Source organism: Planktothrix sp. PLAVEN19ND, assembly GCF_057220675.1.
Window position 1 is genome coordinate 2,222,667 of sequence record NZ_CM170132.1, and the last position, 20,259, is coordinate 2,242,925.

The following is a 20,259-nucleotide window of genomic DNA, read 5'->3' on the forward strand; positions in this document are numbered from 1 at the left end:
AACTTTAAAGATTCTATCGACGACATCCTAACCCAATTAACCCTAGGATCTGATGCTTGAGATCTTGCTAATTACCGGAGAATATTTCTCATGTCTTTTTGGATGATCGGATTACTATTAGTGGGCAGCTTTATTTTAGGAACATTACCCCTAACCGATTGGGTTGTTCAACTTCTATCGGGCAAAAAGTTATCAAGATTAGGAACAGGTAATATTAGTGTTTCCGCCGCTTTTTATCAAGGAGGAAAACCCGCAGGAATTGTTGCAGTTCTCCTGGAAATAGGCAGGGGAATAATTCCAGTAATTGCTGCTAAGATATTATTCCCGAATGATCCCGCTTGGCAATTAGTAAATTTAATTTTATTAGTAGCAGGACGATATTTTGTTGCTAAAGGAGGCGGAGTTACCAATGCAACCTGGGGAATATTAGTCTATTCTCCTATTGTTGCCATCAGTAGTGGAATTACCGGATTATTCATCTGGCGATTCAGTGATTTATTATTACCCCTATCTAAATATTCATCCCGGTTGTGGGCCTCCCGTTTAGGGTGTTTAAGTGGGCCGTTTTGGGTCTGGTTTTGGCATCAAACCCCTGAATATTCCCCCTTATCTGCTTGGGAATTCGTCGCAGCCCTAGGAATAGCCTTTCAATTAGTTTTAATTAACTTATCTCAAAAAGATGATCTCGGATATTATATGAAACAACAATTTTTAAATCTGGAAGATAAACTCAATCTTCAACAATGTGGGGAAAAAGCCACCCGATTAAGTGAATTAAAACGGGCAGGATTTGAAGTTACTTTAGGATGGATTTTACCTGCTATTAACCGTTTAGAAGACGTAAATATTACTTTAAAAAAAGAAATTGACCAGGTTAATTTTCCCTTAATTGTCCGTTCGTCTGCGGTGGGAGAAGATAGTAACTACGCTTCAGCAGCAGGACAATATCAAACCATTGGCCCGGTTTATTCCACTTCAGAATTACACGAGGCAATTATTCAATGTCGTCAATCCTATTGGACTTCTGAAGCCATTTCCTATCGTCAAAATCAACAAATTCCTGATACGGGAATAGCGGTATTAATTCAACCCTATTTAGCCAGTGAAGTCGCTGGGGTTATGTTTACCCGTAACCCCCTAGATGGCGGTTCACAAATCATTATTGAAGCCTTACCCGGGGGGGCAGAATCCGTTGTCGGAGGTCAAGTCACTCCGGTGAATTTAGAAATAGAAATTAATACCTCCTTTGAGGATTTAGAACCCCCGTCTATTTTACCCAAAACCGTTATTTTAGAATTAGTTAAACTCGCTCAAGAAATAGAAACCTTTTATCATGGTTTACCCCAGGATATTGAGTGGTGTTGGGATGGAGCAAAAGTCTGGATTTTGCAAAGTCGCCCCATTACCAATTTACATCCTATCTGGACGCGAACCATCGCCGCAGAAGTCATTCCCGGGGTAATTCCTCCCTTAACTTGGTCAATTAATCGCCCCTTAACCTGTGGGGTTTGGGGAGAAATCTTTACTTTAGTTTTAGGGGAAAAAGCAGCACCATTAGACTTTAATCAAACCGCGACATTATTCGGTTCCCACGCCTATTTTAACGCTACCTTATTAGGGGAAATCTTTTCAATGATGGGATTACCTGAACAGGGATTAGAATTTTTAGTTCGAGGACAAAAAATGGGAAAACCCCCCCTTGGGAAACTCTTACCCTCCTTACCTGGTTTATGGCGATTAGTTCAACGGGAGCGACATTTGGATCGGGATTTTCAACAGGATTTAGAACAGCTATTTTTACCCATATTACAACAACTAGAAGCAGAATTATCCATGAAATCCCTAAGTTTAACTCAACTTTTAGAACGATCTGAAACCATTCAAAACCTGTTAAAATCAGCGACTTATTATAATATTCTAGCCCCTATAGGGTTAGCGATTCGACGAACTTTATTTAAAGTTTCTGATAGTTGGATACCTACCTATACTGCCCCAGAAATTGCTTCGATGGAAGCCTTACAAACCCTGGCTGATCGCATCAGAGAAACCTCGGAAGAACCCGACCAAATAAGCTACCAATATTTTTATCAGATTCTAGCAGAAAATCCCCAGTTAAATCAACAATTTAAAGATTGGTTACAAACCTATGGTTATTTAAGCGAGGTCGGAACAGATATTTCTGTGCCGAATTGGTTAGAACAACCAGATATATTAAAAGAAATGCTCTTTAAAATTGTTAAAAATAGCAACTACCGGATGGAACATTCGACGGTTTCTACCTTAACCCGATGGGAAAGATGGCGACAAGCTCAATGTTATCAACGCACTTTAACGAAAAGCCAAATTGCTGAAATTTACGGTAAACTTTTAGCTCATTTACGATGGACAATATTAGCCATAGAATCCCAAGCAATCAATCAAGGAATCCTAGAAACTTCGGGGGATATTTTCTATTTAGAATGGGATGAAATTAAAGATTGGATAGAACAGCAAATTGAGCCTGATTTTATTCCTAAAGTCAGTCAACGGAGGCAAATTTTCATGGAAGATAGCGATCGCACAGTTCCCCCTGTAGTCTATGGTAACTTATTACCTGAACCTCGATTAAAAACTATTAAAAATCCCGCTATTTTACAAGGGATTCCTGCTAGTATTGGCTGTGTGGAAGGAACGGTTAAAATCTGTCGGAGTCTAACGAATATCATCGATAAAACTGAGGATATAATTCTCGTAGTTCCCTACACCGATGCCGGATGGTCGCCGATTCTCTTAACCGCAAAAGCGATTATTTCTGAAGTCGGTGGACAACTTTCTCACGGTGCAATTATCGCCCGGGAATATGGCATCCCGGCGGTGATGAATATTCAAGGAGCGACTACTTATTTAAAAGATGGTCAACGGGTGCGCGTTGATGGTTATCAGGGGACTGTTGAGATTTTGGAGAGTAAAGAATAGGAAATCAAAAATAGAGAATATAGTGTTAAATATAATATTGACATGATGAACAATTTAAAGCTATAATTAGAGTGCTTTACTGTAATGTTAATTGTATATAGTAATTCTAAATAAGTTGTAACATTTTATTGTAGGGGTTGGGTCTCCCAACCCAGGCGCAAAGAGGGTTGGGAGACCCAACCCCTACGGGTTTTGATCACAAATCATTTAGAATTGCTATATAACTTATACTTTTCTATAAAAATATTATTTAATTTATGGCATCTCTCACGCCTTCAAGTTTGGAAGAAAAAATCCACAATTTAGCACAAAAATCTTCCGAAGCTCTACTGAAACAAATTAACTTTAGTTTAAAAGAAATGGAAGCTGATGATACTTCTCATTTTTTAATCTATAGAGTTTTGCATATCACTGAGGAAGAAGGAAGATTAATAGATACTTATCAAAATAAAGGTCGTTTTTTATATAATTATGCAGGTTCATTTTTAGAGAAGGCTACTCAATTATCTTTCTTAGAAAAATACCCTGATTCAAAAGCAGTCAAAATTACTAATACTCTGGGTTCAAGACCGAAAACATTTGAAATTGATTGTTTAGAAGGAAATAATGCCATTGAAATTAAGTGGAGAGATGCAACAACAGATGGAGATCATATCACAAAAGAACATACTAGAATCAAAGCTATAGCAATCCTAAATAATTTGTGACAAAATTCCGTAGGGGTTTGGTCTCCAAACCCTCTTTTCGCCTGGGTTTGGAGACCAAACCCCTACAATAAAATGTTACAACCTATTTAGGATTGCTATATATCAACCGCAGGTTATAAACCCATTCGTATTATGTTTTATTACCCCAATAGGCAACAAGCTATCAGAATTCAACAAACTTTAGAGACACTTTATAAGGGTATTGGCGGTGAATATTACTATGGAGAGAGTGCATGGAACTATGTAACTGAAAGAACAGGTGTAGATTTAAAAGCAATCTTACAAAGAATTGCGGATCAAAATACGGCTTCAGATGAATGATAATTGATTAACCCATGAAAAATTATGAACAATACTTACAATATTATTCAAGGAGACTGTCTTGAGATAGTCCAAGGAATGCAGCAAAATTTCGTTAATCTGATTTATTTAGATCCTCCTTTTTTTACCCAAAAACACCATTCTTTAAAAACGAGAGATAGACAATCTGAATTTAGCTATGATGATTTATGGGAAAGTCATCAAGACTATGCAAAATTTATTCATGAGAGGTTAGTTGTTCTACATAAGGTTTTAAGGGAAGATGGGTCAATTTTTGTACATTGTGATACCCATGCTAATTATATCATTAGAGCAATTTTAGATCATATTTTTGGACAAGAAAATTTTAGATCAGAAATTATTTGGAGTTACAAACGATGGTCAAATTCCAGAAAAGGATTATTACCAGCCCATCAAACCATATTCTTTTATTCTAAGACAAATCAATTTATCTTTAATCCCATTTATTGTAATTATTCGGAGTCTACGAATATTGATCAAATCTTACAGAAACGTACCAGAGATGAGCATGGTAAAGCCATTTATGCTAGGGATGAACAGGGGGAAATCATTCCTGCTGATCCCAAAAAAGGAGTCCCATTAAGTGATGTTTGGGAGATTCCCTATTTAAACCCTAAAGCTAAAGAGCGTGTGGGTTATCCAACTCAAAAACCGATTTTACTCCTAGAACAAATTATTGAGTTAGCCTCTAATCCTGGGGATATTATATTAGACCCTTTTTGTGGAAGTGGGACAACAATTATTGCGGCAAAATTATTAAATCGTTCAGCCTGGGGAATTGATATTTCTCCCGATGCTGTTCAAATTTCTAAAGATAGATTAAAAACCCCAATTAAATCCGAATCTTTGCTCCTTCAAAAAGGTCGCAAAGCCTATCTTAATGCCAATGAAGATGCACTTAATATTATTGCTAGTTTAGATATTATTCCGGTTCAAAGAAATCAAGGAATTGATGCTATTTTAAAACAGAATTATCAAGGAAAGCCCGTTCCTGTTCGGGTACAGCGTCAGGGAGAAAGTTTACACAAAACACTCGCTTTATTGCATAAAGCATCTCAAATTAAAGGGGCTTTAAAATCCATTTTAGTCAAAACATCAGATGATCTTTTTGATCTTGACGTGATAGATATTCCCGATCACATCATGATTATAGAAGCCCCGGCTTATACTGTTCAAAAAGGGTTTAACTTCAATTAAATTGTCCCTTCAGTGAGTCCCATAAGTTGTTGTGTTTGTTCAGTAATACCAAACAAGCGATCAGCATGACAAAAGATTTCCCAGGCGCGAATTCCCATAAAACCAATCCCGGCAACCCCCAAGGGTATGGCGACGGCACCTAAAAGCGTGGCAATGGAGGGAAATATCATACAAAGTGTTAACAGAATGGCCGTAATTACACCCCCCGCAATAGCCGCTTTTGCCGTGGCGGTGGCGACTTTTTTCACTAACTTTGACTTGGTAATTTTGCCTTCAACGTACAATAAAGAGTTTTCTAAAATAGAAAATACCAACTCAATAACTCCTGCCACAATCGCACCTTTAAGAGTTGCCCCAACGATTTCGACAACTGCTGTTTTAAAGGCGGCATCCGCTAAAACCTTCTTCGCCGCGGCTAATTCCTTGCGGGTCATGTCCACCCCACCGCGCTTACGATTCACCCAAAAATATTCAAAAATCCCGTTATTGGCTTCGCTTCCCCCGCCATTAACGTGGGCTTTGATGTGACTCCAATCTTTATCCTGACAGAAGTTACGAATGGCTTCTGGCCCTTGGGCGCGAATTTGGGCGGGTATAGATTCAAACACCTTGGCGGCTTCTTGAACACTTCGCATTCCCTGGCGCACACCCGCCCTAGCGAATTTTAATTGTAACCCTCTGGGTAGGTTTTCAAACCGGATATTATGGGCCACTTTAAAGGCTTCTTGAGTCACAACGACCCCCGCACCAACCATGGAACCGGGGGCGGATTCTACCCATGCGGTTACGGCCTTGGCACTGTCCTGAACATTGGCAGCTATTTGGTTAGCCAAATTTTGGGTATCGTTAACCGTTTCTTGAACCTTGGCAGATAGAAATTCGAGGGGATTAGGGTTAATTTCCATATTGATCCGGTTTGCCGAGTTAATTATTCTCACTATAGCAGAAGCAAAGCCCTTGATAAAGTGTGATCATTTTTCTTAATTAAACCTTTGTTATTTAATGGGGTTATGAGTTTAAAATGGATAGATAACCTGTAATAGTTAAGACCATGACCGAACCCTCTGAACGGCCAGCTATTGAGAATCTTCGGGGTAAATTCACCAGTCCAGACCTGCAACAACGACTTACAGCCCTTTCAGACTGTCTGAAATTTGATCAAGGTTTAGATTTACTCGCGCAACAGGCATTAACCAACCCTTCAGAACAGGTTAAACAATCGGCGTATTGGGTGCTGTATGGTGATAATCCTTATTTAACTGAAAATGTTAATTTGCGATCGCCTAATATTATACCTCAAGATACAATTTCTTGTGTAGCTATTAGTTCAGAACATAAAATTATCGTCGGTGGCGGTTGGAAAATCATCAGAATTTGGAATTTAGAGACAGGACAATTAGTTGATACCCTTGATGCTCATTCCCATTGGGTTTTATCCGTTGCAATTAGTTCCAATGGTCAATATTTAGTCAGTAGTAGTATTGACAAAACTGTTAAGTTATGGAGTTTAAAAACTAAAATTAATTTGCATACTTTTACAGGTCATACAAGTTGGGTTAATGTGGTTAAAATTACCCCAGATAATCAAACCTTAATTAGTGGAAGTGCAGATAAAACCATTAAAGTCTGGAATTTAGAAAAGAAACAACTTGTCCATACTTTTAATGATCATACCGGATGGATTTCTTGTTTAGCAATTAGTTCAGACAGTAAATTTTTAGTCAGTGGAAGTACAGATAAAACGATAAAATTATGGGATTTGACAAAAAAACAATTATTAAGAACTATTGAAGAACATTCAGATTGGATTCAAAATGTCGCCATTAGTTCTGATGATCAATCTTTAGTTACAGGTAGTCGAGATGGAACTGTTAAAATTTGGCAAAAAGATCCCAAAACTCAAGGTAAAAATGAAAATTTTAATATTCCTGTTTTAACCGATGTTTTGAGTTTCTTTTTTGGAAAGAGTAATAATCAATCCAAATTTCAACTACTTGTCAATAGTTTAAAATGTGTTAAGACTATTACAGGAAAATTTCAAACAATCAGTGATTTTGATATTACTTCTAATGGTAATATTCAAGTCGTAGGAACCAATAATGGCAGTATTTATATTCAAAGCCCTATTCAAAGCCCTAATCAATACCCCAATCAATCTCGTAAAATTACAGGTCATACTGGATTTATTAGTTCTATTGCTGTTAGTGCTAATGGCAAATTATTTGTTAGCGGGAGTCGAGATTGGATCAAACTTTGGGATTTGCAAACAGGAGAAATTTTAAATGTTTTAGAAGGTGAGTCTCCTAAACTAACATCGTTAAAAATTAATTCCCCAGGAAAAACTTTATATTGTGGTGACTATCAAGAGTTTACTATTCAAGGTTTCGATCAATATAATAAACCGATTAAAATTGAAAATATAACTTGGACTGCTACAGGAGGAGAGGTCGAAGACGGAATATTCCAAGCCGGAAATATATCAGGTTCTAACTTTAAAATTCAAGCACAGGTTAACTCAGTTAGTTGTCAAGTTTTAATAACAATTCTTGAAAAACCTAAACTAACATCGTTAAAAATTAATCCTTTAGAAACAAGTCTATATTGTGGTAAATCTCAACAATTTAATGTTCAAGGTTTTGATCAATATAATCAACCTATTCCCATCGGACAAGTCACTTGGACGGCTACAGGGGGAACAATTAAAAACGGACTATTTCAAGCCGGAAATATATCAGGTTCTAACTTTAAAATTCAAGCACAAGTTAACTCAGTTAGTTGTCAAGTTTTAATAATAATTCTTGAAAAACCTAAACTAACATCGTTAAAAATTAATCCTTCAGGACAAACTTTATATTGTGGTGACTCTCAACAATTTAGTGCTAAAGGTTTTGATCAATATAATCAACCTTTTTCCCTCGGACAAGTTCGTTGGACTGCTACAGGGGGAACGATTAAAAACGGACTATTTACAGCCGGAAATATATCAGGTTCTAACTTTAAAATAGAAGCACAAGTTAACTCTGTTAATTGTCAAATTTTAATTACAATTCCTGAAAACCCTAAACTAACATCGTTAACAATTAATCCTTCAGGAAAAACTTTATATTGTGGGGACTCTCAACAATTTAATGTTAAAGGTTTTGATCAATATAATCAACCTATTTCCATCGGACAAGTCACTTGGACGGCTGACAATATACAACTTCCTAATAATGGAATATTTGTTGCGGGTCGCTTTGAAAAAACGGTTACTATTACCGCAAAAGTTGAAACAATTAGTCAATCTGTCCAAGTTGAAGTTATTGAACGTCCAAGATTAACCTCTTTGATTATTTCTCCATCATTGATAGAAATGTACCCTGGTCAAACCTATCAATTTACAGTTGAGGGTTTAGATCAAAGAGAAAATTCTATTGCAATTAAAAATGTCAATTGGACTGCAACCGGGGGCAAAATTAACAACAATGGAAATTATATTGTTGGGAATAATAGTAAAGGACAATTCACCGTCACCGCTTCAATACCTGGTAAAACAATTAGCGCAACGGCTGAAATTATTGTTCCTTCTATTTTAACTAATCTGATCATTTCACCTCAGACTATTTTTGCTGAACCTAATGAACCGATAACGTTTCAAGTTATGGGTTTAGATCAGATTGGAGATTGGTTTTGGGTGAATAATATTGAATGGAAATGTACCGCCGGAGGTCGAATTAACCGAGAGGGAGTTTTCAAAGGAGGTTATGAACAAGAACAAGTTACTGTAACCGCCAAAGTTGGGTTACTTCAAGTTAGTGCAACTGTTAATATATTACCTGTTTTAAGACGGATTCAGATTAATCCTAATCGGAATATTTTTCTTGAACCCAATGAAAGTATAACTTTTAATGTCGTTGGGTTTGATCAATATGGAAATGAAATTGAAACAGGAAATATTGTCTGGGAAGCAAAAGGGGGAAGAATTGATCGGAATGGTAAATTTACCGCTAAGGATAATGATAAAGGGTCATATAAAGTAACGGCTAAAGTTTCTCCATTATCTCCCTATGATATTCGCTCAAAAATATTAACCTTTGGCATTTATGCAAAATTAATATCTCGGACAGAACGGTTATTTTCTCTGAGTGAGAAAATTTCGAGTGTATTATTGCCTAATTCTGCGGAAACAGAGATTCAAGATCAATCTGAAACAACTAATAATATCTCCACCGCTTCTGAGGAAAATTCGTCTTCAGAACTATCTAATTTTGAAATCGCTTTTCAAGCCTTGGTGATCAAACAGGCGATTAAAATAAGTGTTCGTTTATTAAATTGGGTGGGGGAATCTTGTATTAATTTGGCTCAAATTAGTGATTCTGTTAATATCCAGGTTATTCCTGTTTTAAGAAGGTTAAGAATTCAGCCAGAACGAGTTAAAATTAAATCTGATCAATATTTTAAATTACAAGTTACTGGATTTGATCAACTTGAAATTAAATCTGATCAACCTTTTCAATTTGAAGTTACTGGATTTGATCAACAGGAAAATTTTATCGAACCTAATTATATTGAATGGGATGCAACAGGGGGAACAATTAATCAGAACGGTTATTTTGTTCCTTCAGCATCCTCTGATGGAAGCTATGAAATTTATGCTGAAGCTATCCCAGAAAATATTAGCGATTTAGCTGAGATTAAAATTGTTCGGGTGACTCAAAGTCCAACACCACGTCCAACACCACGTCCAACACCACGTCCAACACCACGCCCAACATCAAGTCCGACTCCAAGTCCAACACCAAGTCCGACTCAAAATCCGACACCAAGTTCAACCCCAAGTTCAACCCCAAGTTCAACACCAAGTTCAACACCAAGTTCAACTCCAAGTTCAACACCAAGTTCAACTTCAAGTTCAACACCAAGTTCAACTTCAAGTTCAACTCCAAGTTCAACTCCAACTCCAATTCCCGAACCCAAGGAAAACCCTGAAAGCTATTCTAAAATGGCAATAGGAGTATTCACTCGTTGGCATATTCGATCTTATATCTTCCGAGATTTGGATGAATTTAAATTACTGTATGGTCATTTGTATGGTTATTACCAGATGCCATCTGGTAAATGGGTTAGATCCCGGCGTCGAGCTCAGACCAAGAAAAAACACTATACAGAAGATTCAATTCGTCTCTATCTGCAAGAAATAAGCCGGATTCGATTATTACGCGCGGATGAAGAAATTGAACTCGCTCGTAAAATTGCCGACTTACTCGAACTAGAGCGAATTCGAGAGAAATTGATGGAACATTACGACCGCGAACCCAATGAGCAGGAATGGGCGAGCGCGGTTGAGATGAGGTTGCCAGAGTTCCGCCACCGTCTGCATCTTGGCCGTCGGGCAAAAGATAAGATGGTACAGTCTAATTTACGACTGGTGGTTTCTATTGCCAAACAATACATGAATCGAGGTCTTTCTTTCCAAGATTTAATTCAAGAAGGCAGTTTAGGATTAATTCGAGCCGCCGAGAAATTTGATCACGAAAAAGCCTACAAATTTTCCACTTATGCGACCTGGTGGATTCGTCAGGCAATTACTAGAGCTATTGCTGATCAATCTCGGACAATTAGACTACCAGTTCACCTGTATGAAACCATTTCTCGGATTAAAAAAACTACCAAATTATTGTCTCAAGAAATGGGTCGCAAACCCATGGAAGTAGAAATCGCAACTCGCATGGAAATGACCATCGAGAAGTTACGGTTTATTGCTAAGTCGGCTCAACTTCCGATTTCTTTAGAAACACAGATTGGGAAAGAGGAAGATTCCCGCTTAGGAGATTTTATTGAATCTGATGGCGAAACTCCTGAAGATCAAGTGTCTATGAATCTATTACGAGAAGACTTAGAATATGTATTAGATACCCTCAGTCCCCGTGAACGAGATGTCTTACGTTTACGTTATGGGTTAGATGATGGTCGGATGAAGACATTAGAAGAAATTGGTCAGATTTTTAATGTCACCCGTGAACGGATTCGTCAAATAGAGGAGAAGGCTCTCAGAAAGTTACGTCATCCTAACCGTAATAGTATCTTGAAAGAATATATAAGGTAGTTGTGATTTTAGGATCTAAAGCAGTGCGAGCGTCCTCGCTCGCTACACCCCAACAGACACCAATTAATTGTTTTAATATAATTGTATTTGCGATCGCCCATTCTTATATTAATATCAATTATTGACCGCGATCGCACTTCAGAAGAAATTGCCGAAAATATACTATAATTAAATCCAGTAACGAGGCAAACTCTATGAACTTGACTACAACACAACACAAGTATATAGAACTGAATGAAAACAATGTTCCCTACATTGCCGGAACAACCATGAAAGTAATTGAATTAGTTTCCGGTCATCTTGCTTTTGGTTGGAGTCCCGAAGAAATTAAATTTCAACATCCCTATTTAAGCATGAGTCAAATTTATTCTACCTTAGCTTACTACTGGGATAATAAAGAAGAACTAGATGCCGATATACAGCGACGATTTGAGAATGTTGAAACGTTACGTCAACAAGCTGGTGAATCTGCTTTAGTTAAAAAACTTCGCACCCAGGGACTCATTCAATGACCCTAGCACTTTACATGGATGAACACATTCGCCGAGTAATTACAAATGGTTTAAAATTGCGCGGTATAGAGGTTCTCACAGTACAAGAAGATGGACGAACTGGCACGCCTGATCCAATTTTACTTGATCGCGCCACAGAACTCGATCGTGTTATCTTTACCCAAGATGATGATTTTTTAGTAATAGCTAACCGTCGTCAGCAAGAGGGGGTAAAGTTTAGTGGGGTTATTTACGCACATCAACAGTCTGTCACCGTTGGAGAATGTGTGCGGGACTTAGAAATAATTGCCAAAGCAAGTGAACCAGAAGATTTAGTGAACCAAGTTCAATACTTACCTTTTTAACAATAAAATTATTGTTTTAATATTATTGTATTTGCGATCGCTCATTTTTGTATTAATATCAATTTTAGTAAGATGGTGCGTGTTAATTTGATTGGGGTTGCGATCGCTAATCTTTAAAACAGTGTAATCACTTGAAAATTTATCAAATTTATGATACAATAACCCATACAGTTTTTAACTCATTAATCCCTAATAAACTCATGAACCTTGATGACCTGCTGAAAAGTTATCGTCAAGAAATTTTAAGGATTGCGGCTCAATATGGAGCCTATAATATCCGAATTTTTGGATCTGTGGCTAGAAATGAAGCAGATTCCAATAGTGATGTAGATTTTTTAGTTGAGCTTGAACCTGGAAGAAGTCTTTTTGATTTAGGTGGACTCCTGATGGACTTACAAAACTTATTAGGGTGTCCAGTTGATGTTGTTACAGAAAAAGGTTTAAAAAAACGCATTCGTGAACAAGTATTAAAAGAGGCAATTTCCTTATGAGAAGGTCTCTAAACCCAAGCGCAAAGAGGGTTGGGAGACCCAACCCCTACGATAAAATATTGCGACCTATTTGGGATTGATATAGATTTTAAGCTCACCTCTAATTATCAAGTTGATTGTTTCCACAACTTCACCGTCCGGTCATAACTTCCCGTTGCTAACCATTGACCATCGCCACTAAACGCCACCGTAAAAACATCACTATCATGGGCTTTAATGGTTTCTAATAATATCCCTTTTTGTACATCCCAAATATCAATTATTCCCTGCCCTCCTCCACTCACTAAAAACCGATTATCTGGGCTAAAAATAATATTAAATATCTCTTGATCATCTGCCCTTAATGTTCTTAATAATACCCATTTTTCCTGTTGATTTTGCCATATTTTAATCATGCCATTTTTAGACGCCGAAGCCAATAATTGACCGTTTAAACTAAACGCCACACTTCTAACCCAGTCCCCATGACCCGTTAAACTTTGGACTTCCTTTGCTGTGTTCAAATCCCAAATTTTTACCGTTTGATCTCGACTCCCACTCGCTAATTTTTGACTATCCAAACTAAACGCCACACTATAAACTCGATCCTGATGACCTGTTAAGGTAAACCCCCGTTTTCCCTTATTCATATTCCAAATTTCAATACTTTTATCTCGACTTCCACTGGCTAAAAATTGACCATTGGGACTAAACGCCACCGCTTCCACCCCGTCTTGATGACCCGTGAGGGTATACCACCGTTTCCCCTTGGTCATATCCCAAATTTCAATGGTTTGATCCCGACTCCCACTCGCCAAAGTCTTGCTATCGGGACTAAAAGCAATGGTCGTGATCCAATTACTGTGACCCACCAAGGTATACCACCGTTTCCCCGAGTCCAGCCGCCAAATTTCAATGGTTTGATCCTGACTCCCACTCGCCAAGGTCTGGCCATCGGGACTGAAAGCCACTCCCGTAATCGCGTTGCGATGACCACTGAGGGTATGCACACACTTCCAAGAGGGCGGGTGCAAGGGTTGAACACGCTGCTGTTGCGGGGGTGTGGGTTGTTGGATCGTGCGGGGGGGTAAGGTCTGGGAGGGGATGGGAGTTCTAACGGTTGGTGGTGGAGGAGTTGGGGGGGATGGGGTTTGTAAATGGCGGGCGATCGCGACAGGTATGCCACTCGGATGTAGATCTTTGAGGACTTTTAAAGCAGAATCATAACGTTGACTGGGTAATACGGCTAACATTTTATCTAATATTTTTCCTAATTCCGAACTCACAGAATTTTGTTTTAAATAATCTCGCCAAATCCACCGATCCTCATGAATATCATATAAATCAAAGGGGGAAATGTGCGTCATTAAATAAATACAAGTTACCCCTAAACTATAAATATCACTGCTATAAATTGCCTGTCCTCTGGTTTGTTCTGGGGCGACATATTCGGGACTACCAATTACTGTTCCCATAATTGGAACTTCAGTATCAGTAACGACCTTTGCCGCTCCAAAATCTACTAATACTAACTGACCTTGAGGTTGAGAACCCCCAGGGGCATTTTGAGGCGAAGATTCTCCCCGCAATTGTTGTAAAAATTCAGGACGAACTAAGGGCAATTGTGCCGATAAAGATCCCTCTCTCAGAATAATATTCGCGGGTTTAATATCTCGGTGAATTACCCGATGATGATGAATAAATTGTAAAACTGGTAATAAATCATCTAAGAGTTGGCAAATTTGAGCTTGATTAAATACTCCTTGATGCAAAAGTTCTTCTTCCAAATTCGGCCCATTAATAAATTCTTGGACTAAATATTGATGATTCTCTTGTTCAAAATGGGCTAATAATTCAGGAATTTGAGGGTGTTTTCCTAACTCATCTAAACGTTCTGCTTCTCGATGAAATAACTCAATAGCTTTTTGAGAATTGCCCTGCATTTGGGGGCGAAATTGTTTAATCACACAAGCCGGACGGGAGGGTTTATCTTCATCTACGGCTAAAAATGTTTTACCAAACCCCCCATGACCAATCACTTTAACGGCGCGATACCGTTCTCTTAATAACAATTTCGCCCCACAGGTTAAACAGAATTTAGCCTCTGGGGTATTCTGGGGTTGAGGACAGTGGGGATTTAGGCAATAACTCATAGATGATCTAACTCAAACGAGCCTAAGTTTATTTTACCCTAAGATAACCGGAAGAAACCGGGTTGATCTTAGAAACAGGGTTTCTAAGAATTGTTATACTATAGTCATATGTGTATTATTTTTGATCAAAACCATTAAAAGATATGATGCAAACTGTATTAGAATCAGAATCGGAAGTTAAATTAATCACCTTGGAGGAATTTTTGGACTGGGTTCCCGATGGTTACGGACGGTATGAATTACATCAAGGAGTTATTAAAGAAATGCAGCCTACAGGAACTCATGAACAAGTCGCTAGTTTTCTTACCCTTAAATTAGGCATTCAGATAGAATCCTTGGGACTGAACTATTTTGTCGCTCGACAGTGTATTATCAAAGCCATTGATTCTGATCAATCTGGTTTTAATCCCGATCTGACTATTATTGATAAAAATGCGCTAGAAAATGAACCAATGTGGAAAAAGCGATCAACTATTACTCAAGGTGAAAGTTTACCTTTAGTTATAGAAGTGGTCAGTACCAATTGGCAAGATGATTATTTAATGAAATTATCAGAATATGAAAAATTAGGAATTAAAGAATATTGGATTATTGATTATTTAGGGTTAGGCGGTCGGCGATATATTGGAAATCCCAAACAACCTACGATTTCAGTTTATCAAATGATCGATGGGGAATATATGGTAAATTTATTTAGAGAAAATGATAGAATGGAATCGGCTATATTCCCCGAATTAAATTTAACCCCAACACAAATCTTTCAATCATAATTCCCCGTAGAGACGAGCCACGGCGCGTCTCTCTTTCTCTTAATTTCTAAAAAATTATCTAGCAATTTGACTCATATAATCTCGCCATAATTGAGCCGCATTTGCACTACTTCCATTGGTAGGAGAATTATCATCATTCCCTAACCAAACTCCCGTGGTTAATTTAGAATCAGGAAGATAACCAATAAACCACAAATCAACATTATCATTTGTTGTTCCGGTTTTACCCGCTTCTCCTAATCCGATATAGGCACTTTTAGCCGTTCCCCGACGAATTGCTCCTTGCAATAAAGTTGTCATTGTTTCCGCCACAGAAGCAGATAAAACCGATGGGATCTTGGGATTGTCTCGATCATAAGCATAAATCACCCGACAGGTATTAATATCATTAAAATCCGTACAATCACTACTATCTAAAATTCGTTTAATTGCATGGGGAGAATTACGAAAACCATCATTGGCAACGGTGTTATAAGCTCCAGTAATTTCTAACAGATTCACCTCACTTTGACCGATTACTAAGCCCGGAACTGGATCAAGTTTTGACTTAATTCCTAAGCGTTTTGCCATGTCAATAACTTGGTCTAATCCAACATCTTGAGCAATTCTCAGGGCGATCACATTTTCTGATAACGCTAACCCTCTATACATATCAATATCACCCCCACTGCGTTCACACCCTTGATAACTTTGTCCTTTCCAAGTTAAGGGTTCACAGGAATAGATTTGACCCGGCGGAATACCTTGAGCGAGCGCCGCTAAATAGGTAAACAATTTAAACGTTGATCCCGGCTGACGTTGAGCTTGGGTAACACGGTTAAACTGACTTTCTTTATAATCTGCACCCCCCGTCATTGCTAAAATTTCCCCAGTATTAGAATCTAATGTTACCAGACCTCCTTGGGAAAACCCATTAGTTGCTCCTGTGGTCTGAATTGAACTTTTGAGAGAAGATTCGGCGATCGTTTGCATCGAAGGATTTAATGCTGTTTCTACAATAAAATTGCCTTCCCGTGCCAATTGTTCTCCTAATAATTCCTGTAATTCAGCAAAAATATAATCGTAAAAATAGGGAGCAATGGTACTTTCTAAAAACTCCCGAGCTTTAGGATTAATTTCAATCCGAGAACGGCGAGCGCGATCGGCTTCATCTTCACTAACCATGCCCAGTTCTAACATCCGACTAATCACGCGATCGCGGTATTGTACTGCTAATTGATAATTTTGAATCGGATTAAAACTATTGGGGGCGGGTAAAATTCCTACTAAAGTAGCTGCTTCTGACAGGTTTAAATCCTTGGCAGATTTGTTAAAATAGAACTTAGCCGCATCCTCAAAACCATATAAATTAATTCCTAAATAAACCCGATTCAAATAGGTTTTTAGAATCTGATTTTTACCATAAACCGCTTCTAATTTCAGGGCCACAACCGCTTCCCTAAATTTCCGTCCAGCAGAATCTTCCGTACCTACATAATCCCGATATAAACTCCGGGCTAACTGTTGGGAAAGGGTACTGCCTCCTTCTCGAATTTCCCCATCCCGGACATTGGTTAATAATGCGCGTAATGTTCCTAATGGATCAATGCCCAAATGCCAATAAAACCGAGCATCCTCAGAAGCAACAACGGCTTTAGGTAAATAGGGGCCAAAATCCGATAACTTATCCGCTTCTAAATGGGCGATGGTATTTGCTTGTCGGAGGGGGCGACCATCGGCGGCATGAATAATTACTGGCCCAGTTACGGTTTTCGGTAGGGGATCAACTTCAAATTTCTGCCACTGGAATAACACCACTATCCCCACCGCAGCAGTCAACCCACAGATTCCATAAAATCCATAACGGAGGGTTTGAAGGTACCAAGGAGGCGGATTTCGATATTCGACCCGAACCACAGAAGCCAGTTCCGGTGGCCCCAAGGTTAAACTATCCCCATGGTGCAACGGCAATTCTTTAACCCGTCGTCGTCCCCAATATAAGCCATTGGTGGAGTCTTCATCCTGAATCATAAACCCGGTACGACCCGAAAATAACCCCGTCCGTTTGGGATCTCGGACAACACTGACATGAATTGTGCTGACTAGGGGGTTTCGGACTACGATATCACAGGTTCGGGAAGAACGTCCCACCACATAGCGATCGCCTAATAGGGGATAAACTTCTGCTTTGTTAGTATCAGCCTGATGTACTATCAGTTCCGGGACTTTAGCATTCGGTTTGAGGATCAGCCGCGAAAAATTAACTTTAGCGTGAAGTGTCTGGACAACCTGTGTGATTGTGTTCAGGAGAGTTTGGGGTTTCTGAGGGGGCAAGGGGGTGGACATTTTCAGCACTCAGACTTGCATGGGTCTGTATCTATTGTACCGTTTCGTTTCAGGACTCAGGTTTTAATTGGGTAAACATGGCAATAATTAAACACCAGATTCCAATGTTAATCGAAATATCTGCCAAATTGAATACGGGAAAATTAATTAGTCGAAAATCTAGGAAATCAACGACGTGACCGGAAATAAACCGATCAATTCCATTCCCTAATGCACCCCCCAATATTAAACCATATCCCACTTGTTCCCAACGGTGGAGACGAGGGCCAAACCAAGCCATTGCCATTAATCCTAGACTGACCAATAATGATAGCCAACGCAACCACAAGATACCCCCATTACTAAATAAACTAAAGGCTGCTCCTGTATTTGTAACATAGGTTAGATGGAACACATCACGCCACAGAGGTAAAGTTTCTCCTAGTTCAAAATTTTGTACCACCCACAATTTAGTCAGGTGATCCGCAATTAAACTCACCAGAGCAACTATCCAAAAATCAGAATTTTTCTTAAATCGCATAAATCAGGGAATGGGGAATGGGGAATGGGGAATGGGGCGGGGTTATCATGACCCTACCAATCAACGGTCAACAAACTACTTTAATAAAATAGTAATCCCCTTAAAAGATAAGATAAAACAGCTACCGCACAACTGACAGCTAATTGTCCAGGGAAAGGTTGGAGGGAATATTTTTCAAACGCATCTCCAAGAATAATTCCTTGGGTAGCAACGCCATTAAAAACGTGACTTAAACTTAAATAAATTAACCCTACACTGTGAACGGTAAGTAATCCACATAAACAACTAAAGGCTAATAATTCTAATTTAGGTAAGGCTTTAAAAGCTAAAAATCCACAGACCCATCCCCCGGGAATAAACCCTAATAAATAGCCAAAAGTGGGTTGTCTTACATAATCCAGTCCCCCCCCTTCTGAAAAAACTGGTAATATAGTTAATCCCAAAGCCAGATAAGCAATTTGAGACATGGCGGCGGCATTTTTCCCTCCCAAACAACCAACTAACAAAACCGCCCCAATTTGATAGGTAACACCCAAAGAGTGAACTTCAACATTTTCTTGTTGCCAAATCCAAGAGGGATCGGTGACAAACGCTTCTAAAAAAGTGCCACCAATCGTTAATAAAACACCAATAATTGCCCAAAAAAACTCGGAGGTTGCTGTCACAATAGAGAAATATTAACCATTAGGAAAAAAGAGGAACTTGAGCTTCACCCCCTTCGAGTCCCAAGGATTTTAACATCGCCTGATCCTGTTCGGGAGGTTGACCCAAAGTAGTTAAATAATTACCAATTAACATGGCATTAATTCCCGATCTTAACCCCTTTCCTTGCAGTTCTCCCATGATTGCTTCCCGTCCTCCAGCATAACGGAGAATTTGAGTCGGAAGAATTAAACGAAAAATGGCGATCGCTTTTAATGCTTCATAAGGATCGAGTTTAGATTGTTCTGATAAAGGCGTTCCCGATCGCGGGTTTAATAAATTAATTGGGACGGACTCCACCTCTAATTCAGCTAAGGAGAAAGCCAAATCTATCCGATCTTCCCAGGTTTCTCCCATGCCAATAATCCCCCCTGTACAGGCTTGAATTCCCGCCGCTTTCAGGTTTTTAACAGTTTGTACCCGATCTTCCCAGGTATGGGTGGTTACCACTTGCGGATAAAAGGCTTTTGAGGCTTCTAAATTATGGTTATAGCGAGTAACTCCCGCATCGGCTAAAGCCTGAGCTTGTTCTAAGGTTAATTCCCCTAAAGCACAACAGGGTTTAACTTTTGTTTCTTGAATAATTCGTTTAACCGTGGCTAAAACCTGTTCAAATTCCGAGGATTTCGGGCTATTATATTTAATGCCTCGTCCCTGAGAAACTAAACAAAATCTGGCGGCTCCGGCAGTTTCTGCGGCTTTAGCATGGTCTAAAATTTCATCACTAGACTTTAATCCATAAATCGGAGATGCTTCCCCCGGATGATGAACAGATTGAGAACAAAAACCACAGTTTTCTGAACAATTACCCGATTTAATGTTAACAATACTACAGAGATCAACGGTATTACCACAGCAGGCTTGACGAACTTGATCGGCGGCTTGACAGAGTAATAAAATTTTTTCTTGGTCTTCAATCTGGCCTAGAGCTAAGGCTGCTTCTCGACTAATGCGATCGCCAGATATAATCCTTTCAACTAATTTATTCAGCCAGACTTGTAGGTCTTCTTGGGTTTCCCAATCTTCAGGAACTTCCAATGGGGAATTGCTAACCGAAGACAAACTATTAAGGGCGGGTCGTACTGGAACTACATTGATCATGTCGGAATTTTCAATTATCCAAACTGAGTTATTTTATCACCAAAGCACACATAAGACTGTTTCGTACTTTCTGCAA

At 38.8% G+C, this 20,259-nt stretch carries 12 protein-coding genes and 3 pseudogenes; 9 read left to right on the top strand and 6 right to left on the bottom strand.

The window, feature by feature from the left end; translation table 11 throughout:
* Nucleotides 1-90 precede the first annotated feature (90 nt).
* From AC2D3N_RS09475 to AC2D3N_RS09485, 3 genes and pseudogenes are all read left to right on the top strand, one after another.
* On the top strand, nt 91-2,955 hold the full coding sequence (locus AC2D3N_RS09475; protein ID WP_484693457.1) for a glycerol-3-phosphate acyltransferase: 2,865 nt from the start codon (nt 91-93) through the stop codon (nt 2,953-2,955).
* A 257-nt stretch (nt 2,956-3,212) separates the two neighbouring features.
* A pseudogene (locus AC2D3N_RS09480) lies at nt 3,213-3,983 on the top strand (ApaLI family restriction endonuclease).
* Between the two features lie 24 nt (nt 3,984-4,007).
* On the top strand, nt 4,008-5,201 hold the full coding sequence (locus tag AC2D3N_RS09485) for a DNA-methyltransferase (RefSeq protein WP_484693458.1): 1,194 nt from the start codon (nt 4,008-4,010) through the stop codon (nt 5,199-5,201).
* Here AC2D3N_RS09485 and AC2D3N_RS09490 read toward each other — a convergent pair.
* Entirely contained in the window at nt 5,198-6,106 is a 909-nt protein-coding gene (locus AC2D3N_RS09490; RefSeq protein WP_484693459.1) for a hypothetical protein, read from the bottom strand. The genes AC2D3N_RS09485 and AC2D3N_RS09490 overlap by 4 nt on opposite strands.
* 146 nt (nt 6,107-6,252) lie before the next feature.
* Here AC2D3N_RS09490 and AC2D3N_RS09495 point away from each other — a divergent pair.
* The 5 genes and pseudogenes from AC2D3N_RS09495 to AC2D3N_RS09515 form a co-directional block, all read left to right on the top strand.
* Nucleotides 6,253-7,449: pseudogene (locus tag AC2D3N_RS09495) on the top strand (WD40 repeat domain-containing protein); the annotation flags it as partial.
* A gap of 2,853 nt (nt 7,450-10,302) precedes the next feature.
* Nucleotides 10,303-11,286: pseudogene (gene rpoD / locus AC2D3N_RS09500) on the top strand (RNA polymerase sigma factor RpoD); the annotation flags it as partial.
* Nucleotides 11,287-11,480: 194 nt separating this feature from the next.
* Entirely contained in the window at nt 11,481-11,798 is a 318-nt protein-coding gene (locus tag AC2D3N_RS09505; protein ID WP_484693460.1) for a DUF433 domain-containing protein, read from the top strand.
* Entirely contained in the window at nt 11,795-12,142 is a 348-nt protein-coding gene (locus AC2D3N_RS09510) for a DUF5615 family PIN-like protein (RefSeq protein ID WP_484693461.1), read from the top strand. Before AC2D3N_RS09505 ends, AC2D3N_RS09510 begins: the two co-directional genes overlap by 4 nt.
* A 200-nt stretch (nt 12,143-12,342) precedes the next feature.
* Complete coding sequence (locus tag AC2D3N_RS09515; protein WP_083620904.1) at nt 12,343-12,633, top strand: nucleotidyltransferase family protein; 291 nt, start codon at nt 12,343-12,345, stop codon at nt 12,631-12,633.
* Nucleotides 12,634-12,740: 107 nt separating this feature from the next.
* On the opposite strand, the gene AC2D3N_RS09520 is transcribed toward AC2D3N_RS09515, so the two are convergent.
* The gene (locus AC2D3N_RS09520) at nt 12,741-14,765 is read right to left on the bottom strand and encodes a protein kinase domain-containing protein (RefSeq protein WP_484693462.1); all 2,025 of its coding nucleotides are present in this window, start codon (nt 14,763-14,765) and stop codon (nt 12,741-12,743) included.
* 143 nt (nt 14,766-14,908) lie between these two features.
* On the opposite strand from AC2D3N_RS09520, the gene AC2D3N_RS09525 reads away from it, so the two are divergent.
* Complete coding sequence (locus AC2D3N_RS09525; protein WP_484693463.1) at nt 14,909-15,535, top strand: Uma2 family endonuclease; 627 nt, start codon at nt 14,909-14,911, stop codon at nt 15,533-15,535.
* Between the two features lie 54 nt (nt 15,536-15,589).
* Here the strand turns inward: AC2D3N_RS09525 and AC2D3N_RS09530 are convergent, their stop codons facing one another.
* The 4 genes from AC2D3N_RS09530 to bioB form a co-directional block, all read right to left on the bottom strand.
* Entirely contained in the window at nt 15,590-17,860 is a 2,271-nt protein-coding gene (locus tag AC2D3N_RS09530; protein ID WP_484693464.1) for a transglycosylase domain-containing protein, read from the bottom strand.
* Between the two features lie 49 nt (nt 17,861-17,909).
* Nucleotides 17,910-18,380: a signal peptidase II gene (lspA, locus tag AC2D3N_RS09535; RefSeq protein WP_079677081.1), complete on the bottom strand. Its 471-nt coding sequence runs from the start codon at nt 18,378-18,380 to the stop codon at nt 17,910-17,912.
* A gap of 80 nt (nt 18,381-18,460) precedes the next feature.
* Nucleotides 18,461-19,045, bottom strand: a complete 585-nt coding sequence (locus AC2D3N_RS09540) for a biotin transporter BioY (RefSeq protein WP_484693465.1) — start codon at nt 19,043-19,045, stop codon at nt 18,461-18,463.
* A 19-nt stretch (nt 19,046-19,064) separates the two neighbouring features.
* A complete protein-coding gene (bioB, locus tag AC2D3N_RS09545; protein WP_484693466.1) occupies nt 19,065-20,183 on the bottom strand; it encodes a biotin synthase BioB in 1,119 nt (372 codons plus the stop codon).
* Between the last annotated feature and the right edge of the window lie 76 nt (nt 20,184-20,259).

Bases quoted from the DNA above. Each gene is read 5' to 3' on its own strand.
- lspA (WP_079677081.1), bottom strand. From the start codon at position 18,380: ATGCGATTTAAGAAAAATTCTGATTTTTGGATAGTTGCTCTGGTGAGT.
- AC2D3N_RS09505 (WP_484693460.1), top strand. From the start codon at position 11,481: ATGAACTTGACTACAACACAACACAAGTATATAGAACTGAATGAAAAC.
- AC2D3N_RS09490 (WP_484693459.1), bottom strand. From the start codon at position 6,106: ATGGAAATTAACCCTAATCCCCTCGAATTTCTATCTGCCAAGGTTCAA.
- AC2D3N_RS09485 (WP_484693458.1), top strand. From the start codon at position 4,008: ATGAACAATACTTACAATATTATTCAAGGAGACTGTCTTGAGATAGTC.
- AC2D3N_RS09525 (WP_484693463.1), top strand. From the start codon at position 14,909: ATGATGCAAACTGTATTAGAATCAGAATCGGAAGTTAAATTAATCACC.
- AC2D3N_RS09475 (WP_484693457.1), top strand. From the start codon at position 91: ATGTCTTTTTGGATGATCGGATTACTATTAGTGGGCAGCTTTATTTTA.
- AC2D3N_RS09515 (WP_083620904.1), top strand. From the start codon at position 12,343: ATGAACCTTGATGACCTGCTGAAAAGTTATCGTCAAGAAATTTTAAGG.
- AC2D3N_RS09520 (WP_484693462.1), bottom strand. From the start codon at position 14,765: ATGAGTTATTGCCTAAATCCCCACTGTCCTCAACCCCAGAATACCCCA.
- bioB (WP_484693466.1), bottom strand. From the start codon at position 20,183: ATGATCAATGTAGTTCCAGTACGACCCGCCCTTAATAGTTTGTCTTCG.
- AC2D3N_RS09510 (WP_484693461.1), top strand. From the start codon at position 11,795: ATGACCCTAGCACTTTACATGGATGAACACATTCGCCGAGTAATTACA.
- AC2D3N_RS09530 (WP_484693464.1), bottom strand. From the start codon at position 17,860: ATGTCCACCCCCTTGCCCCCTCAGAAACCCCAAACTCTCCTGAACACA.